The sequence below is a fragment of the Microbispora sp. NPDC049633 genome, from assembly GCF_040675265.1.
In the GTDB taxonomy this organism is placed as follows: Bacteria; Actinomycetota; Actinomycetes; order Streptosporangiales; family Streptosporangiaceae; genus Microbispora; species Microbispora maris.
This window is the reverse complement of the sequence record NZ_JBFAOO010000065.1, coordinates 1-25,981: the sequence shown is the minus strand read 5'-3', so window position 1 is coordinate 25,981 and position 25,981 is coordinate 1. Positions and strand designations below refer to the sequence as shown.

At 73.2% G+C, this 25,981-nt stretch carries 24 protein-coding genes; 18 read left to right on the top strand and 6 right to left on the bottom strand.

Going from position 1 to position 25,981, the window contains the following annotated elements; genetic code table 11:
* Positions 1 to 86 precede the first annotated feature (86 nt).
* From AB0J39_RS18765 to AB0J39_RS18730, 8 genes are read left to right on the top strand one after another with little or no spacing between them, the layout of a single operon-like run.
* On the top strand, positions 87 to 935 hold the full coding sequence (locus tag AB0J39_RS18765; RefSeq protein WP_363466128.1) for a fumarylacetoacetate hydrolase family protein: 849 nt from the start codon (positions 87 to 89) through the stop codon (positions 933 to 935).
* A complete protein-coding gene (locus AB0J39_RS18760) occupies positions 932 to 1,669 on the top strand; it encodes an SDR family oxidoreductase (RefSeq protein WP_363466125.1) in 738 nt (245 codons plus the stop codon). The genes AB0J39_RS18765 and AB0J39_RS18760 overlap by 4 nt, the downstream gene beginning before the upstream one ends.
* Entirely contained in the window at positions 1,666 to 2,580 is a 915-nt protein-coding gene (locus AB0J39_RS18755) for an aldo/keto reductase (RefSeq protein WP_363466123.1), read from the top strand. Before AB0J39_RS18760 ends, AB0J39_RS18755 begins: the two co-directional genes overlap by 4 nt.
* Positions 2,570 to 3,826, top strand: coding sequence for a nickel-dependent lactate racemase (gene larA / locus AB0J39_RS18750; RefSeq protein ID WP_363466120.1), 1,257 nt, complete (start codon positions 2,570 to 2,572; stop codon positions 3,824 to 3,826). The genes AB0J39_RS18755 and larA overlap by 11 nt, the downstream gene beginning before the upstream one ends.
* Positions 3,827 to 3,828: 2 nt before the next feature.
* On the top strand, positions 3,829 to 4,251 hold the full coding sequence (locus tag AB0J39_RS18745) for an RbsD/FucU family protein (RefSeq protein ID WP_363466118.1): 423 nt from the start codon (positions 3,829 to 3,831) through the stop codon (positions 4,249 to 4,251).
* Between the two features lie 46 nt (positions 4,252 to 4,297).
* Positions 4,298 to 4,963, top strand: coding sequence for a nickel pincer cofactor biosynthesis protein LarB (larB, locus tag AB0J39_RS18740; RefSeq protein WP_363466115.1), 666 nt, complete (start codon positions 4,298 to 4,300; stop codon positions 4,961 to 4,963).
* Positions 4,960 to 6,075, top strand: coding sequence for a nickel pincer cofactor biosynthesis protein LarC (gene larC, locus AB0J39_RS18735; RefSeq protein WP_363466113.1), 1,116 nt, complete (start codon positions 4,960 to 4,962; stop codon positions 6,073 to 6,075). The genes larB and larC overlap by 4 nt, the downstream gene beginning before the upstream one ends.
* Complete coding sequence (locus AB0J39_RS18730) at positions 6,072 to 6,962, top strand: amidohydrolase family protein (protein ID WP_363466110.1); 891 nt, start codon at positions 6,072 to 6,074, stop codon at positions 6,960 to 6,962. The genes larC and AB0J39_RS18730 overlap by 4 nt, the downstream gene beginning before the upstream one ends.
* Positions 6,963 to 7,161: 199 nt before the next feature.
* Here the strand turns inward: AB0J39_RS18730 and AB0J39_RS18725 are convergent, their stop codons facing one another.
* Complete coding sequence (locus AB0J39_RS18725) at positions 7,162 to 8,064, bottom strand: aminoglycoside phosphotransferase family protein (RefSeq protein WP_363466108.1); 903 nt, start codon at positions 8,062 to 8,064, stop codon at positions 7,162 to 7,164.
* 256 nt (positions 8,065 to 8,320) lie between these two features.
* Between AB0J39_RS18725 and AB0J39_RS18720 the strand changes: the two genes are divergently transcribed.
* Positions 8,321 to 9,673 (top strand): family 43 glycosylhydrolase, encoded by a 1,353-nt coding sequence (locus AB0J39_RS18720; RefSeq protein ID WP_363466105.1) that lies wholly within the window; start codon positions 8,321 to 8,323, stop codon positions 9,671 to 9,673.
* 56 nt (positions 9,674 to 9,729) lie between these two features.
* Here the strand turns inward: AB0J39_RS18720 and AB0J39_RS18715 are convergent, their stop codons facing one another.
* The 3 genes from AB0J39_RS18715 to AB0J39_RS18705 form a co-directional block, all read right to left on the bottom strand.
* Positions 9,730 to 10,884 (bottom strand): alpha-hydroxy-acid oxidizing protein, encoded by a 1,155-nt coding sequence (locus AB0J39_RS18715; RefSeq protein ID WP_363466102.1) that lies wholly within the window; start codon positions 10,882 to 10,884, stop codon positions 9,730 to 9,732.
* 177 nt (positions 10,885 to 11,061) lie between these two features.
* Positions 11,062 to 12,840, bottom strand: a complete 1,779-nt coding sequence (locus AB0J39_RS18710; RefSeq protein ID WP_363466099.1) for a hypothetical protein — start codon at positions 12,838 to 12,840, stop codon at positions 11,062 to 11,064.
* A gap of 51 nt (positions 12,841 to 12,891) precedes the next feature.
* Positions 12,892 to 14,385: an FAD-dependent monooxygenase gene (locus tag AB0J39_RS18705; protein WP_363466097.1), complete on the bottom strand. Its 1,494-nt coding sequence runs from the start codon at positions 14,383 to 14,385 to the stop codon at positions 12,892 to 12,894.
* 83 nt (positions 14,386 to 14,468) lie between these two features.
* On the opposite strand from AB0J39_RS18705, the gene AB0J39_RS18700 reads away from it, so the two are divergent.
* Positions 14,469 to 15,110, top strand: a complete 642-nt coding sequence (locus AB0J39_RS18700) for a helix-turn-helix domain-containing protein (RefSeq protein ID WP_363466094.1) — start codon at positions 14,469 to 14,471, stop codon at positions 15,108 to 15,110.
* A gap of 60 nt (positions 15,111 to 15,170) precedes the next feature.
* On the opposite strand, the gene AB0J39_RS18695 is transcribed toward AB0J39_RS18700, so the two are convergent.
* Positions 15,171 to 16,568, bottom strand: a complete 1,398-nt coding sequence (locus tag AB0J39_RS18695) for a sorbosone dehydrogenase family protein (protein WP_363466092.1) — start codon at positions 16,566 to 16,568, stop codon at positions 15,171 to 15,173.
* A gap of 247 nt (positions 16,569 to 16,815) precedes the next feature.
* Positions 16,816 to 17,532, bottom strand: coding sequence for a hypothetical protein (locus AB0J39_RS18690; RefSeq protein WP_363466089.1), 717 nt, complete (start codon positions 17,530 to 17,532; stop codon positions 16,816 to 16,818).
* 217 nt (positions 17,533 to 17,749) lie between these two features.
* Between AB0J39_RS18690 and AB0J39_RS18685 the strand changes: the two genes are divergently transcribed.
* From AB0J39_RS18685 to AB0J39_RS18650, 8 genes are all read left to right on the top strand, one after another.
* Positions 17,750 to 18,934, top strand: a complete 1,185-nt coding sequence (locus AB0J39_RS18685; protein WP_363466086.1) for a sensor histidine kinase — start codon at positions 17,750 to 17,752, stop codon at positions 18,932 to 18,934.
* A complete protein-coding gene (locus AB0J39_RS18680) occupies positions 18,931 to 19,584 on the top strand; it encodes a response regulator transcription factor (RefSeq protein ID WP_363466084.1) in 654 nt (217 codons plus the stop codon). Before AB0J39_RS18685 ends, AB0J39_RS18680 begins: the two co-directional genes overlap by 4 nt.
* Before the next feature lie 148 nt (positions 19,585 to 19,732).
* Entirely contained in the window at positions 19,733 to 20,482 is a 750-nt protein-coding gene (locus AB0J39_RS18675) for a GntR family transcriptional regulator (RefSeq protein ID WP_169984985.1), read from the top strand.
* Positions 20,466 to 20,693 (top strand): ferredoxin family protein, encoded by a 228-nt coding sequence (locus tag AB0J39_RS18670; protein WP_030510254.1) that lies wholly within the window; start codon positions 20,466 to 20,468, stop codon positions 20,691 to 20,693. The genes AB0J39_RS18675 and AB0J39_RS18670 overlap by 17 nt, the downstream gene beginning before the upstream one ends.
* An 11-nt stretch (positions 20,694 to 20,704) precedes the next feature.
* Complete coding sequence (locus tag AB0J39_RS18665; RefSeq protein ID WP_363466081.1) at positions 20,705 to 22,135, top strand: ABC transporter substrate-binding protein; 1,431 nt, start codon at positions 20,705 to 20,707, stop codon at positions 22,133 to 22,135.
* A complete protein-coding gene (locus tag AB0J39_RS18660; RefSeq protein WP_363466078.1) occupies positions 22,132 to 23,004 on the top strand; it encodes an ABC transporter permease in 873 nt (290 codons plus the stop codon). The genes AB0J39_RS18665 and AB0J39_RS18660 overlap by 4 nt, the downstream gene beginning before the upstream one ends.
* Positions 23,001 to 23,810, top strand: a complete 810-nt coding sequence (locus AB0J39_RS18655; protein WP_363466075.1) for an ABC transporter ATP-binding protein — start codon at positions 23,001 to 23,003, stop codon at positions 23,808 to 23,810. The genes AB0J39_RS18660 and AB0J39_RS18655 overlap by 4 nt, the downstream gene beginning before the upstream one ends.
* A 2-nt stretch (positions 23,811 to 23,812) precedes the next feature.
* On the top strand, positions 23,813 to 25,981 hold a 2,169-nt coding region (locus AB0J39_RS18650), incomplete at its 3' end, for a fumarate reductase/succinate dehydrogenase flavoprotein subunit (RefSeq protein WP_363466072.1).

Below are 25,981 nucleotides of genomic sequence, written 5' to 3'. Positions count from 1 at the left end.
CCATAAGAGGCTTTACTTCAACCCGATGAATCTGACAGGCTCGGCACAACATACGCACCTGTGACACCAGCGGGAGAAGGCAGATCGTGAAGCTGTTGCGAGTGGGTCCGGCGGGTGAGGAGCGGCCTTGCGTCCTGGGACCGGACGGGCGGGTGCTCGACCTGTCGTCGCTGACGGCCGACATCGACGGCGCGTTCCTCGCGGGAGGAGGCGTCGAGCGCGTGCGGGCCGCCATGGCGGAGGGCGCCCTGCCCGAGGCCGGGCCGTACGAGCGCGTGGGCGCGCCGATCGCCAGGCCGGGGAAGATCGTGTGCATCGGCCTGAACTACTCCGACCACGCGGAGGAGACCGGGGCGGCGCTCCCCGCCGAGCCGGTGGTGTTCATGAAGGCGTCCAACACGCTCGTCGGTCCGGACGACGAGGTGCTCGTGCCGCGGCGCAGCGTGAAGACCGACTACGAGGTCGAGCTGGCGGTGATCCTCGGTCGGACGGCCCGTTACCTGGACTCCCCGGACGACGCGGCCGAGGTGATCGCCGGGTACGCCATCGCCAACGACGTGTCGGAGCGGGAGTTCCAGAACGAGCGGGGCGGCCAGTGGGACAAGGGCAAGTCGTGTGAGACGTTCAACCCGCTCGGCCCGTGGCTGGTGACGGCGGACGAGGCCGGCGACCCGCAGGCGCTGGGTCTGCGGCTGTGGGTCAACGGCGAGCCGCGCCAGAACGGGAACACGAAGAACCAGATCTTCGGCGTGCATCACGTGATCTGGTACCTCAGCCAGTTCATGGTGCTGGAGCCGGGCGACGTGGTGAACACCGGCACCCCGGCGGGTGTGGCACTCGGCCGTGGCCCGCAGGCGTACCTGCGGGAGGGCGACGTGGTGGAGCTGGAGATCGACGGCCTCGGCCGCCAGCGCCAGCGGGTGGGCCAGGCATGAGCGAGGAGTTCGAGGGCCTGGTGGCGATCGTCACCGGCGGCGCCTCGGGCATCGGCAGGGCCGTCGCCGAGGAACTGGCCGCGCGGGGCGCCCGGGTCGCCGTCCTGGACCTCAAGGACACCGAGTTCGTCTGCGACGTCACCGACGACGCCTCCGTACGCGCGGCGGTGGCGGCGGTGGCCGAGCGGTACGGCCGCATCGACGTGCTGGTGAACAACGCGGGCATCGGCGCGCAGGGCACGGTGGCCGACAACGACGACGCCGAATGGCTGCGGGTGTTCGACCTGAACGTGGTGGGGATCGCCCGGGTGACCCGGGCGGCGCTGCCGCACCTGCGCACGTCCCCGCACGCGGCGATCGTCAACACCTGCTCGATCGCCGCCACCGCGGGGCTGCCGCAGCGGGCGCTGTATTCGGCGTCCAAGGGGGCGGTGCTCGCGCTCACCCGCGCGATGGCGGCCGACCATCTCCGCGAGGGGATCCGGGTCAACTGCGTCAACCCCGGCACCGTCGACACCCCCTGGGTCGGCCGGCTGCTGGACGCCGCCCCCGACCCGCAGGCCGAGCGCGCGGCGTTGTCCGCCCGCCAGCCGCACGGCCGCCTGGTCACGGCGGAGGAGGTCGCCCACGCCGTCGCGTACCTGGCCAGCCCGCGCGCGGGGTCGACGGCCGGGGTCGAGCTGGCCGTGGACGGCGGGATGTCCGGCCTGCGGCTGAGGCCGGTGACCTCGTGAAGGTCTCCCTCGGGCGGTACGGGCTGGGCACCGCGCCGCTCGGCGGGCTGTTCGCGCCGGTGAGCGAACATCAGGCCGAGCAGGCGCTGGCCGCCGCGTGGGAGGCGGGGATCCGCTACTTCGACACCGCGCCGCACTACGGGACCGGCCTGGCGGAGGAGCGTCTCGGACGCTTCCTGCGCGGCCTGCCCGAGCAGGCAGCGGCGGAGGCGGTCGTCTCCACGAAGATCGGCCGCGTCCTGGTGCCCGGGCAGGGCGAGGAGGACGGGTTCCCCGGCCGCACGCAGTACGTGCGGGTGCGGGACTACAGCCGCGACGGCGTGCTGCGCTCGCTGGACGACAGCCTGAGCCGAACCGGGCTGGACCGGTTCGACCTGGTGTTCATCCACGACCCGGACGACCACTGGGAGCAGGCCGCGGGCGAGGCGTACCCCGCGCTGGCCGAGCTGCGCGACCAGGGAGTGATCGGTGCTATCGGCGCCGGGATGAACCAGGCCGAGATGCTGACCAGGTTCGTCCGCGAGACCGACCTGGACGCCGTGCTGGTCGCGGGACGCTACACGCTGCTCGACCGCTCCGCCGCCGGGGAGTTGCTGCCCGAATGCGAACGGCGCGGTGTCGCCGTCGTAGCGGCCGGGGTGTTCAACAGCGGGATCCTGGCGGGCGGCGCCACCTACGACTACGACGCCGCCCCGCCGGCCGTGTTGCAGCGGGCGCGCGAGCTGGAGCGGATCTGCGCGTCGTACGGCGTGCCGCTGCCGGCGGCGGCCCTGCTGTTCCCGCACCGGCATCCGGCCGTCACCACGGTCCTGTTCGGCGCGCGCAGCGCGGAGGAGGTGCGGGAGGACCTCGATCTGGCCGCCACCCCCGTGCCCGGGGAGCTGTGGGAGGAGCTGGACCATGCGGGTTGAGCTCGCCTACGGCGCCGGCGGGCTCGTGGTGGACCTGCCGGACGACCGGACCACGGTGATCGCGCCGGTCGCCCGGCCCGCCGTGGCGGACGAGGCCGCCGAGGTGCGGCGAGCCCTGCGTGAACCGGTCGCGGGCCCGCCGCTGCGGGAGCGGGTGCGGCCCGGCCAGACGGTGGCGATCTCCGCCTGTGACGGCACGAGACCCCAGCCGCGCCACCTGATGATCCCGGCGATCCTGGCGGAGCTGGACGGGATCGTCGACATCGGTGACATCGTGATCCTGGTGGCCACCGGCACCCACCGCGGCAACACCGACGCGGAACTGCGCGCGATGTTCGGCGACCAGGTCGTCGACGCCGTACGGATCGTCAACCACGACTCGCGTGACGCGTCGTCCCTCAAGTGGATGGGCCGTCACGGCAAGGACGTGCCGGTCTGGCTGAACCGGGAGTGGACGGACGCCGACGTGCGGATCACGACCGGCTTCGTCGAGCCGCACTTCTTCGCCGGGTTCTCCGGCGGTCCCAAACTGGTCGCGCCCGGCCTCGCCGCCCTGGAGACCGTGCTCACGCTGCACGACGCGGCCCGCATCGGTGATCCCCGCGCCACCTGGGGAGTCATCGAGGGCAACCCGGTGCACGACGACGTCCGCGCCATCGCGGAGGCGACCGGCGTCACCTTCGCCCTCGACGTCGTGCTCAACCGGGAGCAGAAGATCGTGCGCGCGTTCGGCGGCGACCTGCCGGCGATGCACGCCGCCGCCACGGCCGCCGCCCGCGCCGCCGCGATGCGCCCGGTCGCCGAGCCCTTCGACGTGGTCGTCACCACCAACGCCGGTTTCCCGCTGGACCAGAACCTCTACCAGTCCGTCAAGGGCATGAGCGCCGCCGCCCAGGTCGTCAGGCCCGGCGGCACGATCATCTGCGCCGCCGAGTGCCGGGACGGGTTCCCCGACCACGGCTCCTACCGGGAGGTGCTCACCTCCGCGGCCTCCCCGGACGCGTTGTTCGCGGAGATCTCCCGCCGCACCGAGACCGTGCCCGACCAGTGGCAGGTCCAGATCCAGGCCCGCATCCAGCGGCAGGCCCGCGTGATCATGCACACCTCGCACCTGAGCGACGCCGACCTCGCCGCCGCCCACCTGGAGCAGACCGGCGACATCGCCGCCACGGTGCGGGACCTGCCCGGCCGGGTCTGCGTCCTGCCCGAGGGGCCCATGACCATTCCGTACCTCGGGGGAGGATGACCGTGCTCCGCTACCCCCTGATCCACCCGCCGCTGCTGTCCGCGCTCGCGGCCACCGGCCACGGATCGCGCATCCTGCTCGCCGACGCCAACTACGCCCACGCCACCAACGTGCGGGCCGGCGCCCCGGTGATCCACCTCAACCTGCGTCCCGGGCTGGTCCGCGTGGACGACGTCCTGGAGGTTCTCGTGGACGCCGTGCCGCTGGAGTCGGTCCACTCGATGCGTCCGGACGAAGGCGGCGAGCCCGAGGCGCTCACCGGCTACCGGCGGCTGCTCGGCCCGGACCGGCCCGTCGAACCCGTGGAACGTCTCGCGTTCTACGAGGCCGCGAAGGGCCCCGACGTCGCCTTCGCGGTGGCGACCGGCGACGACCGGCTCTACGCGAACCTCCTGCTGACCGTCGGATACATCCTTCCGTCATGAACAGGCGGAGCGAACGCGACCACGCGCCGTCGGGCGGGAGGAGGCCGTGAGCGACGCCCTCGACCTCGGTTACGCGCGCCTCGACCTCGACCGCGAGGCGCGCCAGGGACTACCCGAGATCGTCTACGGTCCGGGCAAACAGGTGCCCGAGATCACCGGGATCGTCACCGCGCTGCTCGGCCGCAACACCGGGCCCGTCCTGGTGACCCGGGTCGGCCCCGACGCCGCCGCGGCCGTGCTCGGGCGCGTTCCCGGCGGCCGGTACGACCGGGACGCCCGGCTGCTGGTCTGGCGCGAGGCCCGGGCGATCGAGCACACCGTCGCCGTGGTCACGGCCGGGACGGCGGACGGCCCGGTGGCCGCCGAGGCCGCGGCCGTCGCGTCCGCCCTCGGCCTGCGCACCACCCTGATCAGGGACGTGGGAGTGGCCGGGCTGCATCGCGTGCTCGCCGCCGTCGAGGACCTGCGCGCGGCCGACAGCGTCATCGTCATCGCCGGTATGGAAGGGGCGCTGGCGAGCGTGGTCGGCGGCCTGGTCGAGACGCCGGTGATCGCCGTGCCCACCAGCACCGGGTACGGCGCCGCGCTGGAGGGCGTGACGGCTCTGCTCGCCATGCTCACCTCGTGCGCGGCGGGGATCACCGTGGTCAACATCGACTCCGGATTCGGCGCCGCGCTGGCGGCCTTCCGCCTCACGAGGGGGCCGAGGTGATCCTCTTCCTGAATCCGTTCACCGGTCTGGCCGGCGACATGCTGCTCGGGGCGCTCCTCGACGCGGGCGCCTCCCTCGACGCCGTACGCCGGGCCGTCGCCCTGACCGGCCTGACCGGGTGGCGGCTGGACGCCGAGCGGGTGCGGACCGGAGCGCTGACCGCCACCCGCGTGCGGATCGACGTCGAGGACGACGCCAGTGAGCGCCCCGCCGCGGAGCTGATCGCGATGGCGGCCCGGGCCGGCCTGCCCGTCGCCGACGCGGCGCTGACCGCGATCGCCGAGGCCGAGGGCGCGCTGCACGGTGTTCCGGCCGCAGGCGTGCATCTGCACGAGCTCGGCGGGCACGACACGCTGATCGACATCGTCGGCTGCGCGGCGGCCCTGCGCGACCTGGGGGTGACGCGCGTCCACTGCGCACCGCTGCCGCTGGGCAGCGGCACCGTGCGGACCCGTCACGGCGTGCTGCCCGTGCCCGCTCCCGCCACGCTCGCCCTGCTGAAGGGGGCGCGGGTACGCGGCGGAGCGGCGGGGGAGGCGGTCACGCCGACCGGGGCGGCCCTGCTCCACGCCGCGGGCACGGCGTACGGCGCGGTCCCGGAGATGGAACTGCACGCCACGGGGTACGGCGCGGGCACCCGTGAACTGCCCGACCGGCCGAACGTGACGGTGGCGATGCTCGGCAGGCCCACCGCCGGCCCGGACCACCAGGTCGTCCTCTCGACGAACCTCGACGACGTGACCGGCGAGATCCTCGGGCACGTCATCGAGCGCGCCCTGGCCGCGGGCGCGGCGGACGCGTGGACCACTCCGGCGGTCATGAAGAAAGGCCGGCCCGCGCAGGTCCTGCACGTGCTCGCGCCCGCGGAACTGGCCGGCCGTCTGCAGGAACTCGTCCTGGCGGAGACGGGCAGCCTGGGGCTGCGGCGCAGCGTGGTGGAGAAGGTGGCGCTGCCCCGGCACTTCGAGACCGTGCGGCTGTACGGCCAGGACGTGCGGATGAAGCACGGGCCGTGGGGGGTCAAGCCCGAGCACGACGACCTGGCCAGGCTGGCCCAGGTCACCGGAAAACCATTACGGGAACTGGCACGAGAGGCATTCGACGCGCTGTGACATCCACCGTGACACCCGATGCGACGCCCACTCAGGCGATCGTCGACGCTCACCACCATCTCTGGGAACTGTCCCGGCGGCCGCAGACCTGGCTCGATCCTGCGCGTATGGCGCCGATCCGCCGCGACTTCACCCCTTCCGACCACGCCGCCGTCGCGGCGGAAGCGGGGATCGGGAGCTCGGTGCTCGTCCAGGTCCTGCCCGACGCCGAGGAGACCCGGGAGTTCCTCGCGCTGGCGGCGCGGTCGGACACCGTCGCCGCCGTGGTGGGATGGGCGGACCTCACCCGGCCCGATCTCGCCGCCGAACTCGCCGCGCTCGCCGCCTCGCCGGGCGGTGAACTGCTGCGCGGCATCCGCCACCTCGTGCAGGGCGAACCCGACCCCCGCTGGCTCGCCCGCGACGACGTCCGCGAGGGACTGCGTCAGGTCGCGGCGGCCGGGCTCGTCTACGACCTGCTCGTCCTGCCCCACCAGTTGCCCGCCGCGATCGAGACCGTCCGGGCCCTTCCCGAGCTGACCTTCGTCCTCGACCACCTGGCCAAACCTCCGGTCGCGTCCGGCGAGCTCGAACCGTGGGCCGGTCTGGTCCGCGAGCTGGCCGCCGAGCCGAACGTGACGGCCAAGCTCTCCGGCCTGATCACCGAGGCGGACTGGGACGACTGGGACGCGGCGCGGCTGCGGCCGTACGCCGATGTCGCGCTCGACGCGTTCGGACCCGGGCGTCTGATGTTCGGCTCCGACTGGCCCGTCTGCCTCCTCGCGGGCGCACTGCCCCTGTGGGCCGAGACCGTGCGCGCGCTGCTCACGGACGCCGGGCTGTCGGCCGCCGAGCGTGACGCCGTCTTCCGGGGAACGGCGGAACGCGTCTACCGCCTGAGCGCATGAGCGCGCGGCGAGCCGCCTCTCATCCCGCCTGAGCTGCCGGTATGACAGGTCGAGGGCTTCAGCCTGTTCGGCGGCCGCCGGGTGGACCCGGGAACGCCGGACTCTCCCGGACCCATCTTCCGCGTCCGCAACTACGGCGTCTTCGGCGGCGTGCGGGTCACCCGCGGCTGACGACGCCGTAGGTCGCGGTCGCTCCGGCTCAGGCGGGCCCGCCGTCCGCCAGGATGCGTTCCAGCGTGCGCCGGCCCATCCGGGCCATGACGGGATTGGTGTCGAGGTAGTACCAGACGAGTCCCATCGCCTGTTCGAAGGCCCACGCCTTGCCTCGCTCCCACTCCAGGTCGTCGCACTCCAGGTCGAGGCGGAGCACCCGGCGCGGCCCCGCCTCCAGCAGGTGCCAGGCGCTCACGAGGTCGAGAGCGGGATCGGCCGGCCCGAAGCCGCCGGCGTCGAGAATCCCCGCCAGGCGCCCGGCGGACACGAGCACGTTGCCGGGAATGAGATCGCCGTGGCACATCACGTCCGCCGCCTCGCGGGGCAGGACGCGGAGCTTCGCCCAGATCCGGCGCAGCCGGGGAACGTCCAGGAGCCGTTCGCTGCGCTCGAAGCAGGTCTCCATCCAGGCGTCGTGGGAGCGCAGGTCGCCTCCCCGGCCCGAGCCGGCGAACGCACGGCCGCGGGTGCCGGCCGCACGCAGATCGGTGATGAGATCGGCGAGGTCGTGGGCGAACGCGATCGACTCGCCCGGATCCTCTTCGGTCGCCACGGTGCCGGGCAGCCACGTCTGCACCGCCCACGGAAGCGGGTACCCCGCGCCGGGCTCACCGAGCGCGACCGGCTCGGGTGTGGGAAAGCGGGTGCTGCCCGCCAGCCCGCGGGCCGCCTCCGCTTCGGACTCCAGCCGGCGCCGCACCTCGTCGGCCGGGCCGGGCTGCAGCGGGAACCGGGCCGTGAAACGGTCGCCGACGCGCCAGATCGCGTTGACCGTCCCGTGGGCGCCGACGCGTGTCACGGGCAGGCTGCGCCACTCGGGGAACTGCTCGTCCACCAAGGCGCGCACCGTGTCCCGTGTCACCGTCAGCTGGTCGGCGTGCATCCTCATGCCGGGAGCGTTCCGCGTTCCGGCCCTGCCCCGCAACGCTTTTTCGGCTCCGGTCACCGTTATGTTTCCGGCGCCGGGGAACGAAGGAATTCACGGCCGGTAGGAAATAGGGAAATCCCCGAGACGTCCGCGGCCGAAGCCGGCGAAGGCGAGCCGAAACCTTTCTGTCGTCTGTTCACTGTCGAAATACGCCTCACTAGCGTGTCCTCCCGGCAGGGCACCCGCGCCCTGCAGAAGAGGTGGGAGGACGTGTCTGATGACTGATTCCGGCAACGGGTTCCACGTTGGCCGGCGGTCCGTGCTGGCCGGTGTCGCGGGCCTGCTGGGAGCGGCGGCGCTGCCCGCGGCCGCCGCGCACGCGGACCCGAAGGAGTTGCCGAACGGGAGCGCGCCGAAGGGGCGGTATCCGTCGAACTGGCCCGAGCTCGAGCCCTACGGCCTCGCGGACACGCGGACGGACCTGTGGCCGCGCGACGACAACTCCTTCATCCTCCCGCTCGAGCCGCGCCCCCGCGACGAGGAGCTCGGCCGGGTCTGGATGCGGGACACCTACGTCAACTGCTTCGTCGTCGGCGGCCGTCCGGTCTACGTCGCCACGGGCACCACCCGGGTGCCCGGGCTTCAGGCGGCGGGCCCGTGGAACGACGGCATCTTCGTGTGGACGGCCCCGTCCCTGCACGGGCCGTGGCGGCTGGCCGACACCACCGGCATCCGGCCGGACGCCGAGAAGGGCAAGGTGTGGTCGCCCGAGTTCGCCGGCGAGAACCGGCCCGGGCGCACGGTCGTCGCGCCGTGGCAGGAGTACTGGTACGACGACCAGTTCGGCAAGCGCGGCAACGCCTGGGCGCCGGAGGTGCACCACTTCCGCGGCAAGTGGTACATCGTCGCGTGCATGGGCGATCACTCGCAGAAGGTCGGTTCGTTCATGCTCGTGAGCGAGGGCGGGGTCGAGGGTCCGTACCGGCTCGTCGAGGGCAACCACGACAAGCCCTTCGGCGACTCCTTCATCGGGGGACCGGCCTTCATCAAGCCCGGCGCCTACCACCACATCGACGGCGGCCTCTACACCGAGGGCGACGACGCGTGGCTCGTGCTGCACAACAACCTGTACGCGAAGTTCCGGGATGACATGGAGGACATCGTCCCGGCGACGAACCTGCCCAAGTTCCAGCAGACGCCCTACGCGCCCGAGCCGTACCTGGAAGGCGCGTACGTCTTCAAGTACGGAGGCAAGTACTACCTCGTCCACGCCGCGTGGGATCGGTCGTCGGTCGACATGGACGGCAGCACGCGCTACGCCTACGACACGGCCGCGCCGGGCCGTGTGCAGTACCAGTACGACGCGGTCGTCGCCGTCGCGGACAGGTTCGAGGGGCCCTACTCCAGGCGCTGGACCCTGGGCGTCGGCGCCGGCCACAACAACATCTTCGCGGACCGCAGCGGCCAGTTGTGGGCGACGTTCTTCCGCAACCCCAACTTCGGCCACTGGGCCGACCCGTCGCGCGTCGCCGACGCCGCCGTGCCCGGTGTCGTACGGCTGGAGTGGACCGGCCCCGAGGGCAACCGCCTGTACGTCGCGCGCCGGAACCCGGGGCACGGCAAGGACTGATCACCACCTGTGGCGCCTCCGGCGGGCCGTCGTCATCCGCGGCCCGTCGCGGGCGGTCATGCCACGAGGCGCAGCGCCTCGGGCGTGAGGTCCCCGAGGGTGGGATACCCGTCGACCGCCATGATGAGGTCGGCCTCGGCCAGGATGGAGCGCAGCACGTGCACGACGCCGTCGACGCCGCCGACCGCCAGGCCGTACGCGTAGGGCCGGCCGATCCCCACCGCGGTGGCGCCCAGCGCCAGCGCCTTGACGACGTCGGCGCCGCTGCGCACCCCCGAGTCGAACAGGACCGGCAGCCCGTCGGCGGCTTCGAGCACGCCGGGCAGGCACTCCAGGGCGGGCAGCCCTCCGTTGGCCTGCCGTCCGCCGTGGTTGGAACAGTAGACGGCGTCCGCGCCGTGGTCCTTGGCACGACGGACGTCGTCGGGGTGGCAGATGCCCTTGAGCATCAACGGCAGCCGGGTCTGCGACCGCAGCCAGTCGAGGTCGTCCCACCGGAACGGCCCGCCGAAGATCGGCATCGTGCGCACCACCGCCTCGACGGCGTCCTCGCCGGGCCGCAGTCTCCGCCGGAACACCGGGTCTTCGGTGTAGTTGCGCAGGCAGCCGCTGGGCACCTGGGGGTAGTTCGAGCCGCGCAGGTCCCGGGGCCGCCAGCCGGTGACCCAGGTGTCGAGGGTGACCGCGATGCCCTTGAAACCCGCCGCCTCGGCGCGCCGCACCAGACTCGCGGCCAGGTCCCGATCCGGCGGCGTGTAGAGCTGGAAGAAGCCGGGCGTGCCGTCCAGCGCCGCCGCGACGTCCTCCATCGGATCGGCGGAAAGGGTCGCCGCGAAGAACGGGACGCCCGTCCGGGCGGAGGCCCGCGCACATGCGAGGTCGCCGTGGTCGTCCTGGGCGCATACCCCGATCACGCCGATGGGCGCCATGAACACCGGCGAGGGCAGCTTCGTCCCGAGCAACTCGATCGACATGTCGCGCTCGGCGGGAGCGACCAACATCCGCGGATACAGGCCCCAGCGCTTGAACGCCTCGCAGTTGGCCCGCTGGGTGTGCTCGTCACCGGCGCCCCCGGCCACATACCCCCAGACCTTCGGCCGCATCGCGGCCGACGCCTTCTTCTCCAGCTCCGCGAATGTCATGGGATACGGCGGCTGCCTGCCGGTCCGTCCCTGGGCGTACAGCTCGTTTTGGTACTCCGCGTAATTCATACGTGCGCGTTACCCCCGGCACGATGCATCACCCGAGGCGGGCCGCCAAGTATTCGGAAAAGAGCCCGGAGCGATGCCGATGGAGATTGACACGTGAGATGTCCGCACTGCGAATAGGCATTTCTCGATCTCCCGGTGACCGTGCCGAGAAATGCCGGGTGTGCGCCCCGCCGTCGCTCACCGCTTCAGCGTGACCCTCTTCCTCGACGCGCCCGGGAACACGACGACCAGGTGCTCCTCTCCCGTCTCGCCCAACCGCACGTGGACACGGAGCCGGTAGCGGCCCTTCCCCTCGATCGCCAGGTTCGGCATCGGGGCGCCCGCGCCCACCTCTCCGCCGTCGCCCATCTCCGGCACGGTGAGTCTGCCGCTGCGGCTGACGATCGGCACCTCGGCGACCTGATCCCACCCGGCCGTCCGCCGAGGCGGCGGGGTGCGGAGGGCCTTAACCGTGAGGCACAGATCGATGACGTCCTCGACATGCCCGACGAGCGCCGTGCTGCCGGCCACCCCGACGAGGGCGTTGTCGTCGTAGAGGTCGTCGACGGCCTGCTCCGCCTCGTCGTCGGCTGTCTCGTCCTCGGGGTCGTGGACCAGATAGCCGTGATCGCCGTCGGCGAACAGGAAGTATTTGGCCGTGGCCTGGACGACACCCTTCGTCCGGGGCCACGGGTCGCGGCACTTCGCGTTCTCCTCGGCGATGTAAGAGTCGTTCGCCGCCTCCATCTCCGCGGTCGACCGCAGCAGCTCGGGATGGGTCGCGCCGACGATCTCCGGGCAGACGTAGACGAGGTCCCACGGGTCCGCGCCCCAGGCGGGCCGCGCGCTCCCGGCCCGCGTCAGGATCGCCTTCTGCTCCTCGCGGTCCTTCGCACGGCACAGCGCCCGCCCGTACGCGAGGACCTGCTGGTCCGACAGGCTGTCGGGGAAGATGGGCGAGACGCCGTCGTCCGTGCTCCGCGCCCGGCACAGGAACACGGCCTCGCGTTCCGCGGGTTTCAGGTCGCCGAAACCGGGCCGGTCGTAGCAGTCCGCCGACCAGCCGGTGTAGGTGAGGTGCGGGGTCTGCTCCGGGTGGATCATCGCGATGACCGGCAGCAGGGCCACGGCCGCCACCGCGACGCGGATCACGCGCCGCCGCGCGGGCGGAAGGTCCGCCGGGCGGCCCTCGGCGGCCAGCTCGCGGGCGGTCGCCGCGATCCACACGGTGCCGACGAGTCCCAGCGCGTCCATCACCACCGGCATCACCAGATCGCCGCCGCCGGGGATCCTGCCGAACAAGACGTCGAGCGGGATCACCAGCGCGTAGACGCCCACCGACACCCACCCGGCGGCCTGCGTGCCGCGGCTCCACCGGCCGTCACGCCGCTGCCCGACGAGCGTGACGAGGATCGCCGCCACTCCGCCCAGCATGAAGCCCAGCCCGACGACGCCGCCCCTGCCGAGCTCCGGGAGGTCGAGCTCGTCGAGCAGGTCGTCGGCCATCGCGGCCAGCTCGACCGCGAAGATCGCTCCGGCCGCCGCGCGCAGCGTGCGGGACCGCCAGCGGATGACGAGCAGGTAGAGGACGTCGATCGCGGTCCACAACGCGAGCTGGAACGCCGCGTCGACCGCGTCGGGGAGCACCGCGATCGGGAGCCACAGCACGAGGGCGTACGCCACCGCCAGATACAGCAGCCGGCGCAGCGCCTTCGCCCGGCGGTCCAGCGGCCCCCGGGCGGGGGCACGCAGGATCAGCCACAGGAGCGCGGCCTTCACCGGGGCGGCCACGAGCAGCGCCACCGTCGTCGAGGTGTCGAACCCCCCGGGCGAGTAGAACTGCGGATAGACCGGCGGCGACCATTCGACGGCCACCCAGAGCCAGACGTCGCCGAGCACCAGGCCCGCGACCGCCGCCGCAAGAACCAGACCTACTGATCCGATCCTGGCAATCCGCCAGATCCTGTCCGGTAGCACGGGACGCGATCTTAGTGCGGCGCCGCCGTACGGGCGGGCAGATCGTGATCTTCACCGCTCCGCGATGCCGACGACGGCGATCGCGGCGAGCAGGGCGTCGCCGGAGGCGGCGGGGCCGTCCGCGGCCCAGCAGACGTAGCCGTCGGGACGGATGAGCATGGCGGCGGCGCCCAGATCGTCGGCGCAGGTGGCGCGGACGAGGTCGACTCGTGGGGGAAGCCGGAGGCCGGCGGGGACGGTTCCGGCCAGATCGAGCAGGACGGCGTGCCCCGCGCCGAACAGCGCCGACACCCGGGTGGGGCCGGCGTCGGCGACCAGATCGGCGTCCGGCACGCGCTGTCCGGTGAGCGGGTGATCGCCGGGCAGTTCGTAGCGCAGCGAGAGGCCGGACATCAGCCCCGCGAGGTGACGGTTGGCGTCGGGCAGGCGCAGCAGGTCGGCGAAGATGTCGCGCAGGGCGGCCACGTCCTCGCTGGGGTCGGGATCGGCCAGGACGCGCTGTGCCGACGTGTGGTGCAGGACCTGGGCTCCGACCGGGTGCCGTTCGGCGTGATAGCTGTCCAGCAGGCCGCCCGGCGCCCGGTCCTGTACGGTCGCGGCCAGTTTCCACCCGAGGTTGAACGCGTCCTGTATGCCGAGGTTGAGACCTTGGCCGCCCAGCGGCGGATGGATGTGCGCCGCGTCGCCCGCGAACAGGACGGCACCCACGCGGTAGTGCTCCAGCTGCCGGGTGGCGTCGGTGAACCGGGACGCGTTGTCCACGGCGCCGAGGCTGGTCTCAGGGCCGTACACGGCATGAAGCCCGGCGATGATCTCCTCGTCGGTCACCGGGGTGTCGCGGTCGGCGCCCGCCCGGTCCGTCCGCCCGAAGGTGATCCGGTACCGGTCGCCGCCCAGAGGGACCAGCATCGCCCAGTAGCCGTCCGCCTGACGGGTCAGGCTGCTGATGTGCCCGATCCGCCGCGGCACCAGCGGTGAGACGGCGGACAGGCGGATGTCGGCCAGCACCGCCTGACGGGTGCCGGGCCTGCCGGGAAACGGCAGCCCGAGCAGTTTGCGCACCGTGCTGTGGCCGCCGTCGCAGGCCACCAGGTAGCGCGCCCGCACCCGCAGGTCTCCCGCTGTCACGACCACGCGGTCGTCGCCGGGCTCGACCCCGGAGACGGCGGCCCCGTGCAGAACCCGCGCGCCTGCGGCGGTCGCCTGCTCTTCGAGCACCTCTTCCAGTTCCCACTGCGGGATCGCGATGGGGAAGGGGTGCCTGGTCCGCCAGGGGGTGCAGTCCAGGGGGACGGGCAGGGCCGCGAAGTGCCCGCCGACCGGCTCGCGCGGCGTGGCACGCCGCAGCAGCGGTTCGAGCAGCCCGCGCGACTCCAGCAGTTCGGCGGTACGCGGCTGGATGCCGCCGCCTTTCACCTGTTCGATGCGCTGGGGCAGCTTCTCCAGCACCAGGGTCTCCACCCCTGCCAGAGCGAGTTCGTACGCCAGCATCAGCCCGGTCGGGCCGGCGCCCGCGACGACGACCTCGGTCTCGATCTCGTCCACCGTCATCACTCCATCTCGCCTCGGGGCAAATGTATACCGGGTGCAGGAATATCCTCAGGGCAACACCCTGCTACGGTGACGTCGTGGACGGCAAGCCCGGGCTGCGGGAACGGAAGAAGCGGAGGACCCACGCGGCGATCTCCGAGGCCGCGATCACGCTGTTCCTCGAACACGGCTTCAACCAGGTTTCGGTGGCCCAGGTGGCCGAGGCGGCCGAGGTGTCCAAACGGACGCTGTTCGCCTACTTTCCGGCGAAGGAAGACCTCGTGGTGCATCGCCTCGCCGATCACGAGACCGAGATGGCACGCGTCGTGCGGGCCCGCCCGCCGCGCACCGCCCCGCTGACCGCGCTGCGTGAGCACTTCCTCGACGGCCTGCGTGAGCGGGACCCGATCACCGGGCTCAACGACGCGCCCCACGTGCGCAAGCTCCACCGGATGATCCTCGACACGCCTTCGCTGGTGGCCCGGATGGAGCGGTTCAAGAGCGGCGCCGAGCGCGCACTCGCCCAGGCGTTGCGGGAGACGGCGGACGTCCCGGAGCTCACGGCGCGGCTGGCCGCCGTCCAGATCGTCGCGGTGCACTGGGCGCTGGCGCAGGACAACGCCGAACGCCTGGCGTACGGGGAGCCCGCCGACGAGCGCTACGCGGGCGCGGTGGCCGACGCGGAACACGCGTTCGCGCTGCTGCGGAACGGATTGCGGCGACTGGCCCGGGAGCGGTGACCCCCGGCAGGGCGCACGAGCCGGAGGGCACACCGCCCCTGAAGGCGCGCCGCCGCGGTGTCAGCTCTTAGGAGCGACGCGCCACACGGTGTCGCCCGCGTCGTCGGCGACCAGCAACCCCCCGGCCCGGTCGAGGACGACTCCCACGGGGCGCCCGTAGGTCGTGCTGTCACCGGGGTCGGGTTTGAAGCCGGTGAGGAAGTCGCGAGGCGGGCCGCTGGGCATGCCGTGGGCGAACGGCACGTAGACGACCTTGTATCCCACCGGGTCGCCGCGGTTCCACGATCCGTGCTCGCCGACGAACGCGCCGCCGCGATACTCGGCGGGGAACGCGGATCCCGTGGAGAAGGCCAGCCCCAGCGGAGCGGTGTGGGCGCCCAGCGAGTAGTCCGGGCGCAGGGCCCTGGCCACCAGGTCCGGCCGGGGCGGAGTGACGCGGTCGTCGACGTTGCGGCCCCAGTAGCTCCACGGCCAGCCGTAGAAGTCGCCGTCGCGGACCCTGGTCAGGTAGTCGGGGGACACGTCGTCGCCGAGGACGTCGCGTTCGTTGGCCCAGAGTGTGCCGGTGACCGGCTCGATGCCGAGACCGTTGGGGTTCCTGAGGCCGGAGGCGTAGACGCGCGCGCCGCCGCCGCCGGGATCGAGTTCGAGCACGGCGGCGCGCCCGCGCTCGACGTCGAGGCCGTATTCGCCCGCGTTGCTCGCGGAGCCGACGGTGACGTAGAGCCCGGAGCCGTCGGCGGCGGCGAGCAGGTTGCGCGTCCAGTGGTTGTTGTAGCCGCCGGCGGGCAGGTCGAGGACCTTCTCGCCCGGGGCGGTGATCCGCGTGTCGCCGAGCCTGTGCGGGAAGCGCCACACGCCGTCCGTGCCGGCGACGTAGAACATCACCTCGGTGCCCGGCTCGGCGTCCGGTTCGACCGCGTACGGCGGTGCCGCCCTCAGCAGGGCCATGCCGAACGGCTGGTTGAGGCCGGACAGGAACGTGCCGCGGAAGTCCGCGACGCCGTCGCCGTCGGAGTCGCGCAGCAGGGTGATCCGGTTGGCGCTCCGCTCTCTGGTCGAGCCGTCGGCCCGGCGCAGCCAGGAGAGGAGCCGCATCACGACCGAGTCGGGAGGCTTCGGCAGCGTGGCGGACTCGGCCACGAGCACGTCTCCGTTGGGGAGCGGGTAGAGCCAGCGCGGGTGGTCCAATCCGCCCGCGAACCGCGTGACGGAGAAGCCCGCCGGGGCCGTCGGCGTCCTCCCGGCGGGCCAGCCGACCACGTCGGGCGCGTTGACCTTGGGAATCGGGAACGTGTCCGGCCGCTCGAGCCGGGGATCGGCCCCAAGGCGCGCCTCCGTCTGGGGGGCGCCGCCGCGGCCGACGGCGGCGAAGGCTCCCGCCAGGGCGAGGGCGGCGAGCAGGCCCAGCGCCACAAGGGCGCGGACCGCGATCCGTAGCAGGCGGCGGCCGCTCAACGGGACCACCCCCGATCGGCGGGGGTGGAGCCGGGGGCGGGCGATCCGGCGGCGATGTGACGCGCACGCGCGCCGGGCGGTGTCGCGAGGGCGGCGCGGCGGCCGGCGGAACGGAGGATGGGCAGGGCGTCCACGTCGTCACCTTCCACGGACTCTCAGGGTGGCACCCCGACTCTGTCCGACGGTCCGGAGGCGCCGCCTCCGCCTACGGGCTCACGGTGACGGCCACTCGGCCGGCAGGTCCGGCCTAGCGGCCGATCTCGGCCGGCCGATCGGCGGAGTCGTACGGGCCGGCCGCCTCGGCGGTGCGCACGTCGGATCGGGACCGGCGCAGCAGCCGTGCGCCGATCAGCATGAGCGGGGCGTACGCCGCCAGCGCCAGCACCGGACCGGCGACCGGGACGGCCGGGCCGGCGACGTAGGGGAGCGCGACGACCGGAACCGTCCACCAGCCGACCACGCCCGCCCGGGCCAGCCCGGCCAGGACGAGCGGCAGCAGCAGGACGCCCCCGGCCATGCCGCTGAGCCGCCAGGCGTTCAGCGAGGGGTCGGCGGTCACCTGGTCGAAGACCCGCACCGCGTCGCCGAGGGGGACGACGTCCGGCATCGCCCCGGTGAACCAGTCCGACAGCAGCAGACCGGACATCTGCACCGCCCCGAACATCGTGAGCACCACCCCGGCGGTGGTGAGCCCACGGCCGCGCCGGCCGCGCAGCAGCAGCAACGCGCCCGGAACGCCCAGCGCGATGAGCACCCAGGCGTAGTGGAACAGGTTCGCCGACAGCACGGTCAGGCCGAAGTCCTCGGCGAGTGAGGAGAGGTAGGCGGAGGAGGAGTCGCCGGCCTGCGGCGGCGAGGTGAGCATGCCGCCGGTCATGAGGACCGGAGCGGCGATCAGGGCGGCGCCGGCGAGGCGGCGCAGCGGCGCGCCGGAGGCGTCGAAACCGGTGTTCGTCGTTGTCATGGCCGGAACGCTATGGCCGGGGCCCGGTCCGGCGGATCGTCGTGCGGGTCCGTCGTCACTGCGACCGTGAGGCGGCCACGGCGGCGCCGGGTCGTCTCCGGGGAGGACGGACGGCCGCGCGGCGTCCTCCCGGGAGCCGATCCCGGGGTGGCCCGCGCGCCGTTACCCTCCATGTTGCGGCCACTGAGGTCGCGATTGTCCATATTTGGAGGGCGATGTGCGCGCACCGCAGGGGCGCGGGCAGTGGCTGGTGCTCGGCGTGGGCGCCGCGCTGCTGTTCGCGGTCGTGGCGGCGGTCGAGATGGCCGCGGATCCCGGGCGCGGCGGCACGAACGTCCGCGACATCGCGCTCGCGGCGGCGGTCGCGGTGTGCTTCCCGGTCGCCGCGCTGTACCCGGTCACCGGCATGACCATCGCGATGCTGAGTTTCCCCCTCGCGCTCGCGGCCGGGGCCGAGGGTCTCGGCGGCGCCCAGCTGATCGCGGAGCTGGTCCTCGTGGCACACGCCGGATACCGCAGCACGGTCCGCCGTGGACTGACCGCCGCCGCAGCGGCCGCGCTGGTGCCGGCGGCGGCGCTGACCGTGTTCGGCGAGAGCCCGTGGGAGTTCCTGTTCTTCGGCGCCCTGGTCAGCTGCGCCTGGGGCCTCGGCGCGCTGCTGCGCCGGGAACAGACGCGCTCCGCGCAGCTCGCGGCGCTCGCCGACGCGCTGGCCGCCGAACGCGAGGCCCGGGCGCGCGCGGCCGTCGACGAGGAGCGGGCCCGGATCTCCCGGGAGCTCCACGACGCCGTGGCGCACACGCTGAGCGTCATGACGATGCAGGCCGGCGTGCTGCGCCGCAGGCTCGCCGACCGTCCCGTCGAACGCGACGCGCTCGCCCAGGTGGAGGAGCTCGGCCGCCGCTCGGTGGAGGAGATCAGGCGGGTGGTCGGGCTGCTGCGGCCCGACGCCGCCGACGGTCTCGGGCCGCCGCCGTCGCTGCGCCGGATCGAGGACCTGGTGGCTCAGGTGCGGTCCGCGGGGCTCGACATCTCCCTGGCCGTCACAGGGGAGCCCGTGTCACTGCCCGCGGGTCTCGACATGTCGGCGTACCGGGTCGCCCAGGAGGCCCTCACGAACGTGCTGCGGCACGCGGGCGCCGACCGGGCGGCGATCGAGGTGGCCTACCGCCCGGGCGAGGTCGCGCTCCGGGTGACCGACGACGGCCGCGGCGCCCCGGCCGCGCCCTCCGCGTCACCGGGGGCCCCGGCGACGCGCGCCGGCGGGCACGGCGGGCACGGGCTGGTGGGGATGCGCGAGCGGGTCGGCATGTTCGGCGGGACGCTGCGCACGGGCCCCCGCGAGGCCGGTGGTTACGAGGTCTACGCGACGTTCCCCGTCCCGTCCGGAGGGATCGCATGATCAGGGTGGTGCTCGCCGACGACGAGGCGATCATGCGGGCCGGGCTGCGCATGCTGATCTCCGACGAGCCGGACATGGAGGTCGTCGGGGAGGCCGCCGACGGCGACGAGGCGGTCCGGGTGGCCGCCGCGACGCGACCGGACGTCGTGCTGATGGACGCCCGGATGCCGGGCCTGGACGGGATCGGCGCGGCCGCGGCGATCGCCGCGGAGCACCCGGGCGTGCGGGTGCTGATCCTGACCACGTTCGACGAGGACGTGCTGGTCGACGGGGCGCTGCGGGCCGGGGTGGCGGGGTTCCTGCTCAAGGTCTCCCCGCCCGAGCAGCTCCTGGAGGCGCTGCGCGAGGTGGCCGCCGGGCGCGGCCTGCTCGACCCGGCCGTGGTGCCGCGGGTGATCTGCCGGTACGCCGGCGCCCCGCGCCCGCGCCCGCGCGACCCGGCCCTGGAAAGGCTCACCGCCCGGGAGGCGGAGGTGCTGGCGCTGGTCGGCCGCGGCCTGTCGAACGCGGAGATCGCCGCCCGGCTGTTCCTCGGCGAGACGACGGTCAAGACCCACCTCGGCCGGGTGCTGGACAAGCTCGGCCTGCGCGACCGGGCCCGCGCCATCGCGTACGCCTACTCGAGCGGCCTGATCACCCCGGACGACTGATCCGCGGACTTCGTCACCGCTTCCCGGGGTGGCGGTTGTCGGCTGTCTCCCGGTGAAACGGCAGCTCACGGCGGTGCGGCGACCCGCCGGGGTGGCGTAATCCCGTCGTTATCCGCATATTCCTACCTGAACAGTAGGCTTATGCCTCATGGAGTTGGCGGACGCGAGACGGCGCCGGGCGGACAGGGCCCGCCAGGTCGCCGACCTGCTGCGGCGGGAGGTCGTGCACGGCGGGTTCGGCGGTGGTCATCTGCCGCTGGAGTCCGCCCTCGCACGGGAGTTCGGGACCTCCCGCAACACGATCAGGGACGCCCTGGACCTGCTGCGCGACGAGGGCCTCATCGAGCGGTGCCCGGGCGTCGGCACCACCGTCGCCGCGGAGAAGTACCCGCACGGCCTGCACCGGCTGCTCGGCCTCGCCGAGACCCTCCGGGAGCACGGCGAGGTGACCAACGAGGTCCGCGCGATGGGGCTGATCCCGCCTCCGGCCGCCGTGCGGGGGCGGCTCGGACTGCCGCCCGGGGAGGACGTCGTCTACGTGGAGCGGCTGCGCCGGCTCAACGGCCTGCCGCTCTCGCTCGACCTGACCTATCTCGTCCGCGAGGTGGGGGAGCCGCTCTTCGACGCCGATCTCGTGCACAACGACGTGTTCGTGCTGCTGGAACGGATCGCCGGCCAGCCGCTCGGCGTGGCCGAGCTGACGATCGAGGCCGTGAACGCCGACCCCCACACCGCGGCCGTCCTCGACGCGCCGCGCGGCGCTGCGCTGCTCATGGTCGAGCGCCTCACCCATCTGTCCGACGGCCGCCCGGTCGACCTGGAGTTCGTCAGGTTCCGCGGCGACCGCCTCACCATGCGTGGCCACCTCTGGAGGAACACCGATGACCCTGGTCAATAGCCGCGCCGACGTGCCCGTGACGATCGACGAGTCACTGTGCATCGAGGGCTGCACGCTGTGCGTGGACGTGTGCCCGCTCGACTCGCTGGCCATCCACGAGGTCAGCGGCAAGGCGTACATGCACGTGGACGAGTGCTGGTACTGCGGCCCCTGCGCCGACCGGTGCCCCGCCGACGCCGTCACGGTGAACATCCCCTACCTGCTCCGATAGAAGGACACCCCATGCGTAAGCTCATCGCCGCCGTGGCGCTGCTGGCCGCGGCGGGGTGCTCCGTCTCCGCCGGCGCCGACGACGGCAGGCAGACGGTCGTCGTCGGATACCAGTCGAAGACCATCAACACCGTGACCGCGGGGACGCTGCTGCGCGGCCTCGGCTACCTCGAAAAGCGCCTCGGCGACGGGTACCGGGTCGAGTGGCAGGACTACGACACCGGCGCCCCTATCACCGCCAAGATGGTGGCCGGGAAGATCGACATCGGGTCGATGGGCGACTACCCGCTCCTCATCAACGCCTCCCGCACCCAGGCGGTGGCCGCCGCGCGGACCGAGCTCGTCTCGGTGACCGGCTACAACCTGCGCGGCGGGCTGAACTCCGTGGTCGTCGCCTCGTCGTCGGAGGTGCGGACGCTGGCCGACCTGAAGGGGAAGAAGGTCTCCGCCAGCTCCGGGTCGGCCGGTCACGGCACGCTCGTCCAGGCTCTGGAACGGGCCGGGCTGGACCCCGCGACCGACGTGGAGGTCGTCAACCAGCAGCCGCCGGTCGGCGCGTCCGCGCTGCAGTCGGGCAACGTGCAGGGATACGCCCAGTTCGTGGCCTGGCCGGGGCTGCTCGTCTTCCGCGACCAGGCCCGGCTCGTCTACGACGGCTCGGCGCTCGACGTGCCGACCTTCCACGGCGTCGTCGTACGGCAGGCGTACGCGAAGGAGCACCCGGACGTGGTCCAGGCGTTCCTGCAGGCGCAGATCGACGCGACGAGGTACCTGCACGAGCATCCCGTCGAGGCCGCCGAGTCGGTCGCCGAGGCCACCGGCCTGCCGGCCGAGGTCGTCTACCTCTACAACGGCCGCGACGGCATCGCCTCGTTCGACGTCACGATGAAGCCGCGGCTGCTGGCCGCCCTCGACCACGACCAGAAGTACCTGAAGTCGATCGGCACCGACTTCGCCGGCGTCGACGTGGCGAGGTTCGCCAACGACTCCTACCTCAAAAAGGCGTACGGCGCCTCCTACGACGCCGACACCGCGAGCACCGCCAACGCCGCGAAGATCGGCGGGACCGACGAGGCCTGCGGGACCGCCGTGGGGGACCCGGCGAAGGCGGGCGAGGTCTGGCTGGCCGGGGAGGACCGGCTGCGCCCCGCGGCCACCCCCGCCTGCCTGCTGCGCCAGGTCGCCGCCGCCACGTCCGGCGGCAAGACCGTACGGGCCGCCTACGTGCCCGACGCCGCCACCGGGACGCACTGGTTCGCGGACAGGTCCGTCTGGGTGCGCGACCCGTCGGCGGGCGAGGACGAGCGGTTCAAGCCCTTCACCACGCAGGACGGCGCGCAGGCGTACGTGCGGGAGCACCCCAGGGCCGAGATCGTCGGCTACGACGAGGCGCTGAAGGCCGCGGCGAGGGAGCCGAAGGCGGCGGGAGGCGTGTCGCGATGAGCACTCCGGCGTTGGACGCGGCGCTCGCTCCCGCCGCCGCCGGGACCCCGGACGCCCCGGCGGCGCGGACGGCCCGCACGAGAACGGCGGCCGGCCTGCGCGGGTGGGCGGTCAGGCTCGGCTCCCTGGCGGTCGTCCTCGCGCTGTGGCAGTGGCTGACGACCGCGGACGCCCGCGTCGGACTGCGGTTCGACCGGCTGCCCTCGCCCGCCGAGGTCGCGGCGGAGTTCGGTCGGCAGCTGGGCACCCGGATCTACTACCTGGACCTGGCCCAGAGCATGATCCGCATCCTCACCGGGTTCGCGCTGGCGGCCGTCGCCGGCATCGCCCTGGGCGTCCTGGTCGCGCGGTCCCGGTGGATCGGCGACGTGCTGTTGCCGCCGATCGAGGTCGTCCGGCCGATCCCGGCGATCGCCCTCGTGCCGATCGCGATCCTGGTGTTCCCCAGTGACGAGCAGGGCATCGTGTTCATCACGTTCGCCGCGGCGTTCTTCCCGATCATGGTGAGCACGCGGCACGCCGTACGCGCGCTGCCGACGCTGTGGGAGGACGCGGTCCGCACCATGGGCGGCGGGCGCGCGCACGTGCTGTGGAACGTCGTCCTCCCGGGCACGCTGCCGGGCGTGTTCGGCGGGCTGTCGGTCGGCATGGGAGTCGCCTGGATCTGCGTGATCTCCGCTGAGATGATCTCCGGGGAGTTCGGCGTCGGCTACCGGACCTGGCACGCCTACACCGTGGTCGACTATACGGGGGTGCTCGTCGGCATGGCGTCGATCGGCGTGCTCGGCTGGCTCACCTCGGCCTCTGTCGAGCTGCTCGGCCGGCGCCTCACCCGGTGGCTGCCGCGCGGGGAAGGGGGCGCCCGATGAGCGCTCCCGCCACGGAGACCGCACGCGCGGACGCCGGGCTCGCCATCCGGCTGGAGGGCGTGTCGCTCGGCTACGGACGGCACGCCGTGCTGGACGGCCTGCATCTCGACATCGCCCCCGGCGAGGTCCTGGTGATCGTCGGCCCGTCCGGATCGGGCAAGTCCACCGTCCTGCGCGCGATCGCGGGGCTGCTGGCGCCGCGCGCCGGCCGGGTCCTCGCCGAGGGGGTGCCGGTCACCGGCCCGTCGCCCGGCCGGGCCATGGTCTTCCAGGACGACGCGCTGCTGCCCTGGCGCACGGTCCGGCGCAACGTCGAGCTGCCGCTGCGCATCCGCGGCGTGCCGAGGAGGGAGCGCAGGGTGGCCGCCGAGAGCTGGATCGGCCGCGTCGGCCTCGCCGGCTGCGAGGACCGGCTGCCCCGGGAGCTGTCCGGAGGCATGCGGCAGCGCGTGCAGCTCGCCAGGTCCCTGGCGGGCGCGCCGCGCGCCGTGCTCATGGACGAGCCCTTCGGCGCGCTGGACGCGCAGACCCGGGGCGAGATGCAGCGCCTGCTGCTGGACGTGCTCCGCGACACCCTCGCCACGGTCGTCTTCGTCACCCACGACGTGGACGAGGCGCTGCTGCTCGCCGACCGGGTGGTCGTGCTCGGACATCGCGAGGGGCATCGCGGCGGACACGGCGGAGGACACGGCGGCGGACACGGCGGCGGACACGGCGGCATCGCGACCGTCCTGCGCGTGCCGGACCCGCGCACCCCCGACATCGACCGCGCCGAACTGCGCGCCCGCATCATCGAGGAGCTGTGACAGTGGACATCCCTTCCCCGGCGGACCGTACGCATCTGGAATGCGAGGTCCTGGTGGTCGGCGGCGGCACCGCCGGGACCATGGCCGCGATCACCGCCGCCGAGCGCGGCGCCGATGTGATCCTGCTGGAAAAGGCGCACGTACGGCACAGCGGCGCGCTGGCGATGGGCATGGACGGCGTGAACAACGCGGTCATCCCCGGCAAGGCCACACCCGAGGACTACGTCGCCGAGATCACCAGGGCCAACGACGGGGTGGTCAACCAGCGCACCGTCCACCAGACGGCGACGCGCGGCTACGACATGGTCCGGCGGCTGGAACGCTACGGCGTGAAGTTCGAGAAGAACGAGCACGGCGAGTACGCGGTGCGCCGGGTCCACCGCTCGGGCAGCTACGTCCTGCCCATGCCGGAGGGCAAGGACGTCAAGAAGGTCCTCTACCGCGTGCTGCGCCGCCGCGACATCCGCGAGAAGGTGCGCATCGAGAACCGGGTGATGCCGGTCCGCGTGCTGACGAGCGGCGGCCGGGCCGTCGGCGTCGCCGGGTTCGACACCCGCTCGGGCCGCTTCGTCACGGTCGCCGCCGGCGCCGTGATCCTCGCCACCGGCGCGTGCGGACGGCTCGGCCTGCCCGCCAGCGGCTACCTGTACGGCACGTACGAGAACCCGACCAACGCCGGGGACGGGTACGCGATGGCCTACCACGCGGGCGCGGAGCTCAGCGGCATCGAGTGCTTCCAGATCAACCCGCTGATCAAGGACTACAACGGCCCGGCCTGCGCGTACGTCGCCAACCCGTTCGGGGGTTACCAGGTCAACGCCGAGGGGGAGCGGTTCGTCGACTGCGACTACTGGTCGGGCCAGATGATGGCCGAGGTGGCGAGAGAGATCGGATCGGCCCGCGGCCCGATCTACCTCAAGACCAGCCATCTGCCCGACGAGACGCTCACCGCGCTCGAGAACATCCTGCACACCACCGAGCGACCCACCCGGGGCACCTTCCACGCGGGGCGCGGGCACGACTACCGCACCCACGACGTCGAGATGCACATCTCCGAGATCGGCCTGTGCGGCGGCCACTCGGCCTCGGGCGTCTGGGTGGACGAGAACGGCGCCACCACCGTCCCCGGCCTGTACGCCGCGGGCGACCTGGCCTGCGTGCCGCACAACTACATGATCGGGGCGTTCGTGTTCGGCGACCTCGCCGGGGCCCACGCCGCCGAGCACCACCGGAGGCCGGAGGGCCTGCCGGAGGACCAGATCGCCGCCGCGCACGAGCTCGTCTACCGCCCGCTGCGCAACCCGGACGGCCCGCCGCAGCAGCAGGTCGAGTACAAGCTGCGCCGGTTCGTCAACGACTACGTCGCCCCGCCGAAGACCGCCAGGAAGCTGGACATCGCCCTGGAGACGTTCGAGCGGATGCGCGAGGAGATCGCCGCCATGGGCGCCAGGACCCCGCACGAGCTGATGCGCTGCGCCGAGGTGACGTTCATCAGGGACTGCGCGGAGATGGCCGCCAGGTCCTCGCTGGTCCGCACCGAGAGCAGGTGGGGCCTCTACCACGAGCGCGCCGACCTGCCCGAGCGGGACGACGACGAGTGGCTCTACCACCTCAACCTGCGCAAGAACGCCGACGGGGCGATGGAGTTCGTCAAGCGCCCGGTCGAGCCGTACCTCGTGCCCGTCGAGGGCTTCACCCCCCGCCCGGCCGAGCCCGCCCTGGTCGGGGCGTACGGCCCGGCGGGCCCGGCGCGGCGCAGGGCGGGCGGGCGGCTCGCGGTGGAGGCGATCGGGCGCTCGCCGCGCATCCTCGAACTCCTGCGGCTCGCCGACGGCGAGCCGGCGCTGGACCAGATCACCCCCTACCTGGACGACGCCGACCCCAAGGTACGCAGGGCGGCCGTCGCGACGCTGACCGAGACCGCGCCCCGCGGCGTGGAGACCGCGCTGGCCCGGGCCCTCGCCGACCCGCACGGCACGGTGCGGCGCGCCGCCGCGACCGGCCTGCGGGAGCTCGTCGAGGTGCTGCCCGCGAGCGCCGGGTTCGGGGCCTCGCTCCGCGCCGTCGCCGGTTACGGGGAGACGGCGCCCGGCGGGGTGGCTGAGGGGGTGGCCGGTGAGGTGGCAGGTGGGGCGGCCGGCGCGGTGACGGGGGACCCGGTGGTGCAGATC

Coding starts and splice junctions, on each gene's coding strand:
- AB0J39_RS18670 (WP_030510254.1), top strand. CDS start 20,466: ATGACCCTGGTCAATAGCCGCGCCGACGTGCCCGTGACGATCGACGAG.
- AB0J39_RS18680 (WP_363466084.1), top strand. CDS start 18,931: ATGATCAGGGTGGTGCTCGCCGACGACGAGGCGATCATGCGGGCCGGG.
- AB0J39_RS18715 (WP_363466102.1), bottom strand. CDS start 10,884: ATGAATTACGCGGAGTACCAAAACGAGCTGTACGCCCAGGGACGGACC.
- AB0J39_RS18660 (WP_363466078.1), top strand. CDS start 22,132: ATGAGCACTCCGGCGTTGGACGCGGCGCTCGCTCCCGCCGCCGCCGGG.
- larA (WP_363466120.1), top strand. CDS start 2,570: ATGCGGGTTGAGCTCGCCTACGGCGCCGGCGGGCTCGTGGTGGACCTG.
- AB0J39_RS18760 (WP_363466125.1), top strand. CDS start 932: ATGAGCGAGGAGTTCGAGGGCCTGGTGGCGATCGTCACCGGCGGCGCC.
- AB0J39_RS18655 (WP_363466075.1), top strand. CDS start 23,001: ATGAGCGCTCCCGCCACGGAGACCGCACGCGCGGACGCCGGGCTCGCC.
- AB0J39_RS18725 (WP_363466108.1), bottom strand. CDS start 8,064: ATGAGGATGCACGCCGACCAGCTGACGGTGACACGGGACACGGTGCGC.
- AB0J39_RS18720 (WP_363466105.1), top strand. CDS start 8,321: ATGACTGATTCCGGCAACGGGTTCCACGTTGGCCGGCGGTCCGTGCTG.
- AB0J39_RS18690 (WP_363466089.1), bottom strand. CDS start 17,532: ATGACAACGACGAACACCGGTTTCGACGCCTCCGGCGCGCCGCTGCGC.
- AB0J39_RS18675 (WP_169984985.1), top strand. CDS start 19,733: ATGGAGTTGGCGGACGCGAGACGGCGCCGGGCGGACAGGGCCCGCCAG.
- AB0J39_RS18665 (WP_363466081.1), top strand. CDS start 20,705: ATGCGTAAGCTCATCGCCGCCGTGGCGCTGCTGGCCGCGGCGGGGTGC.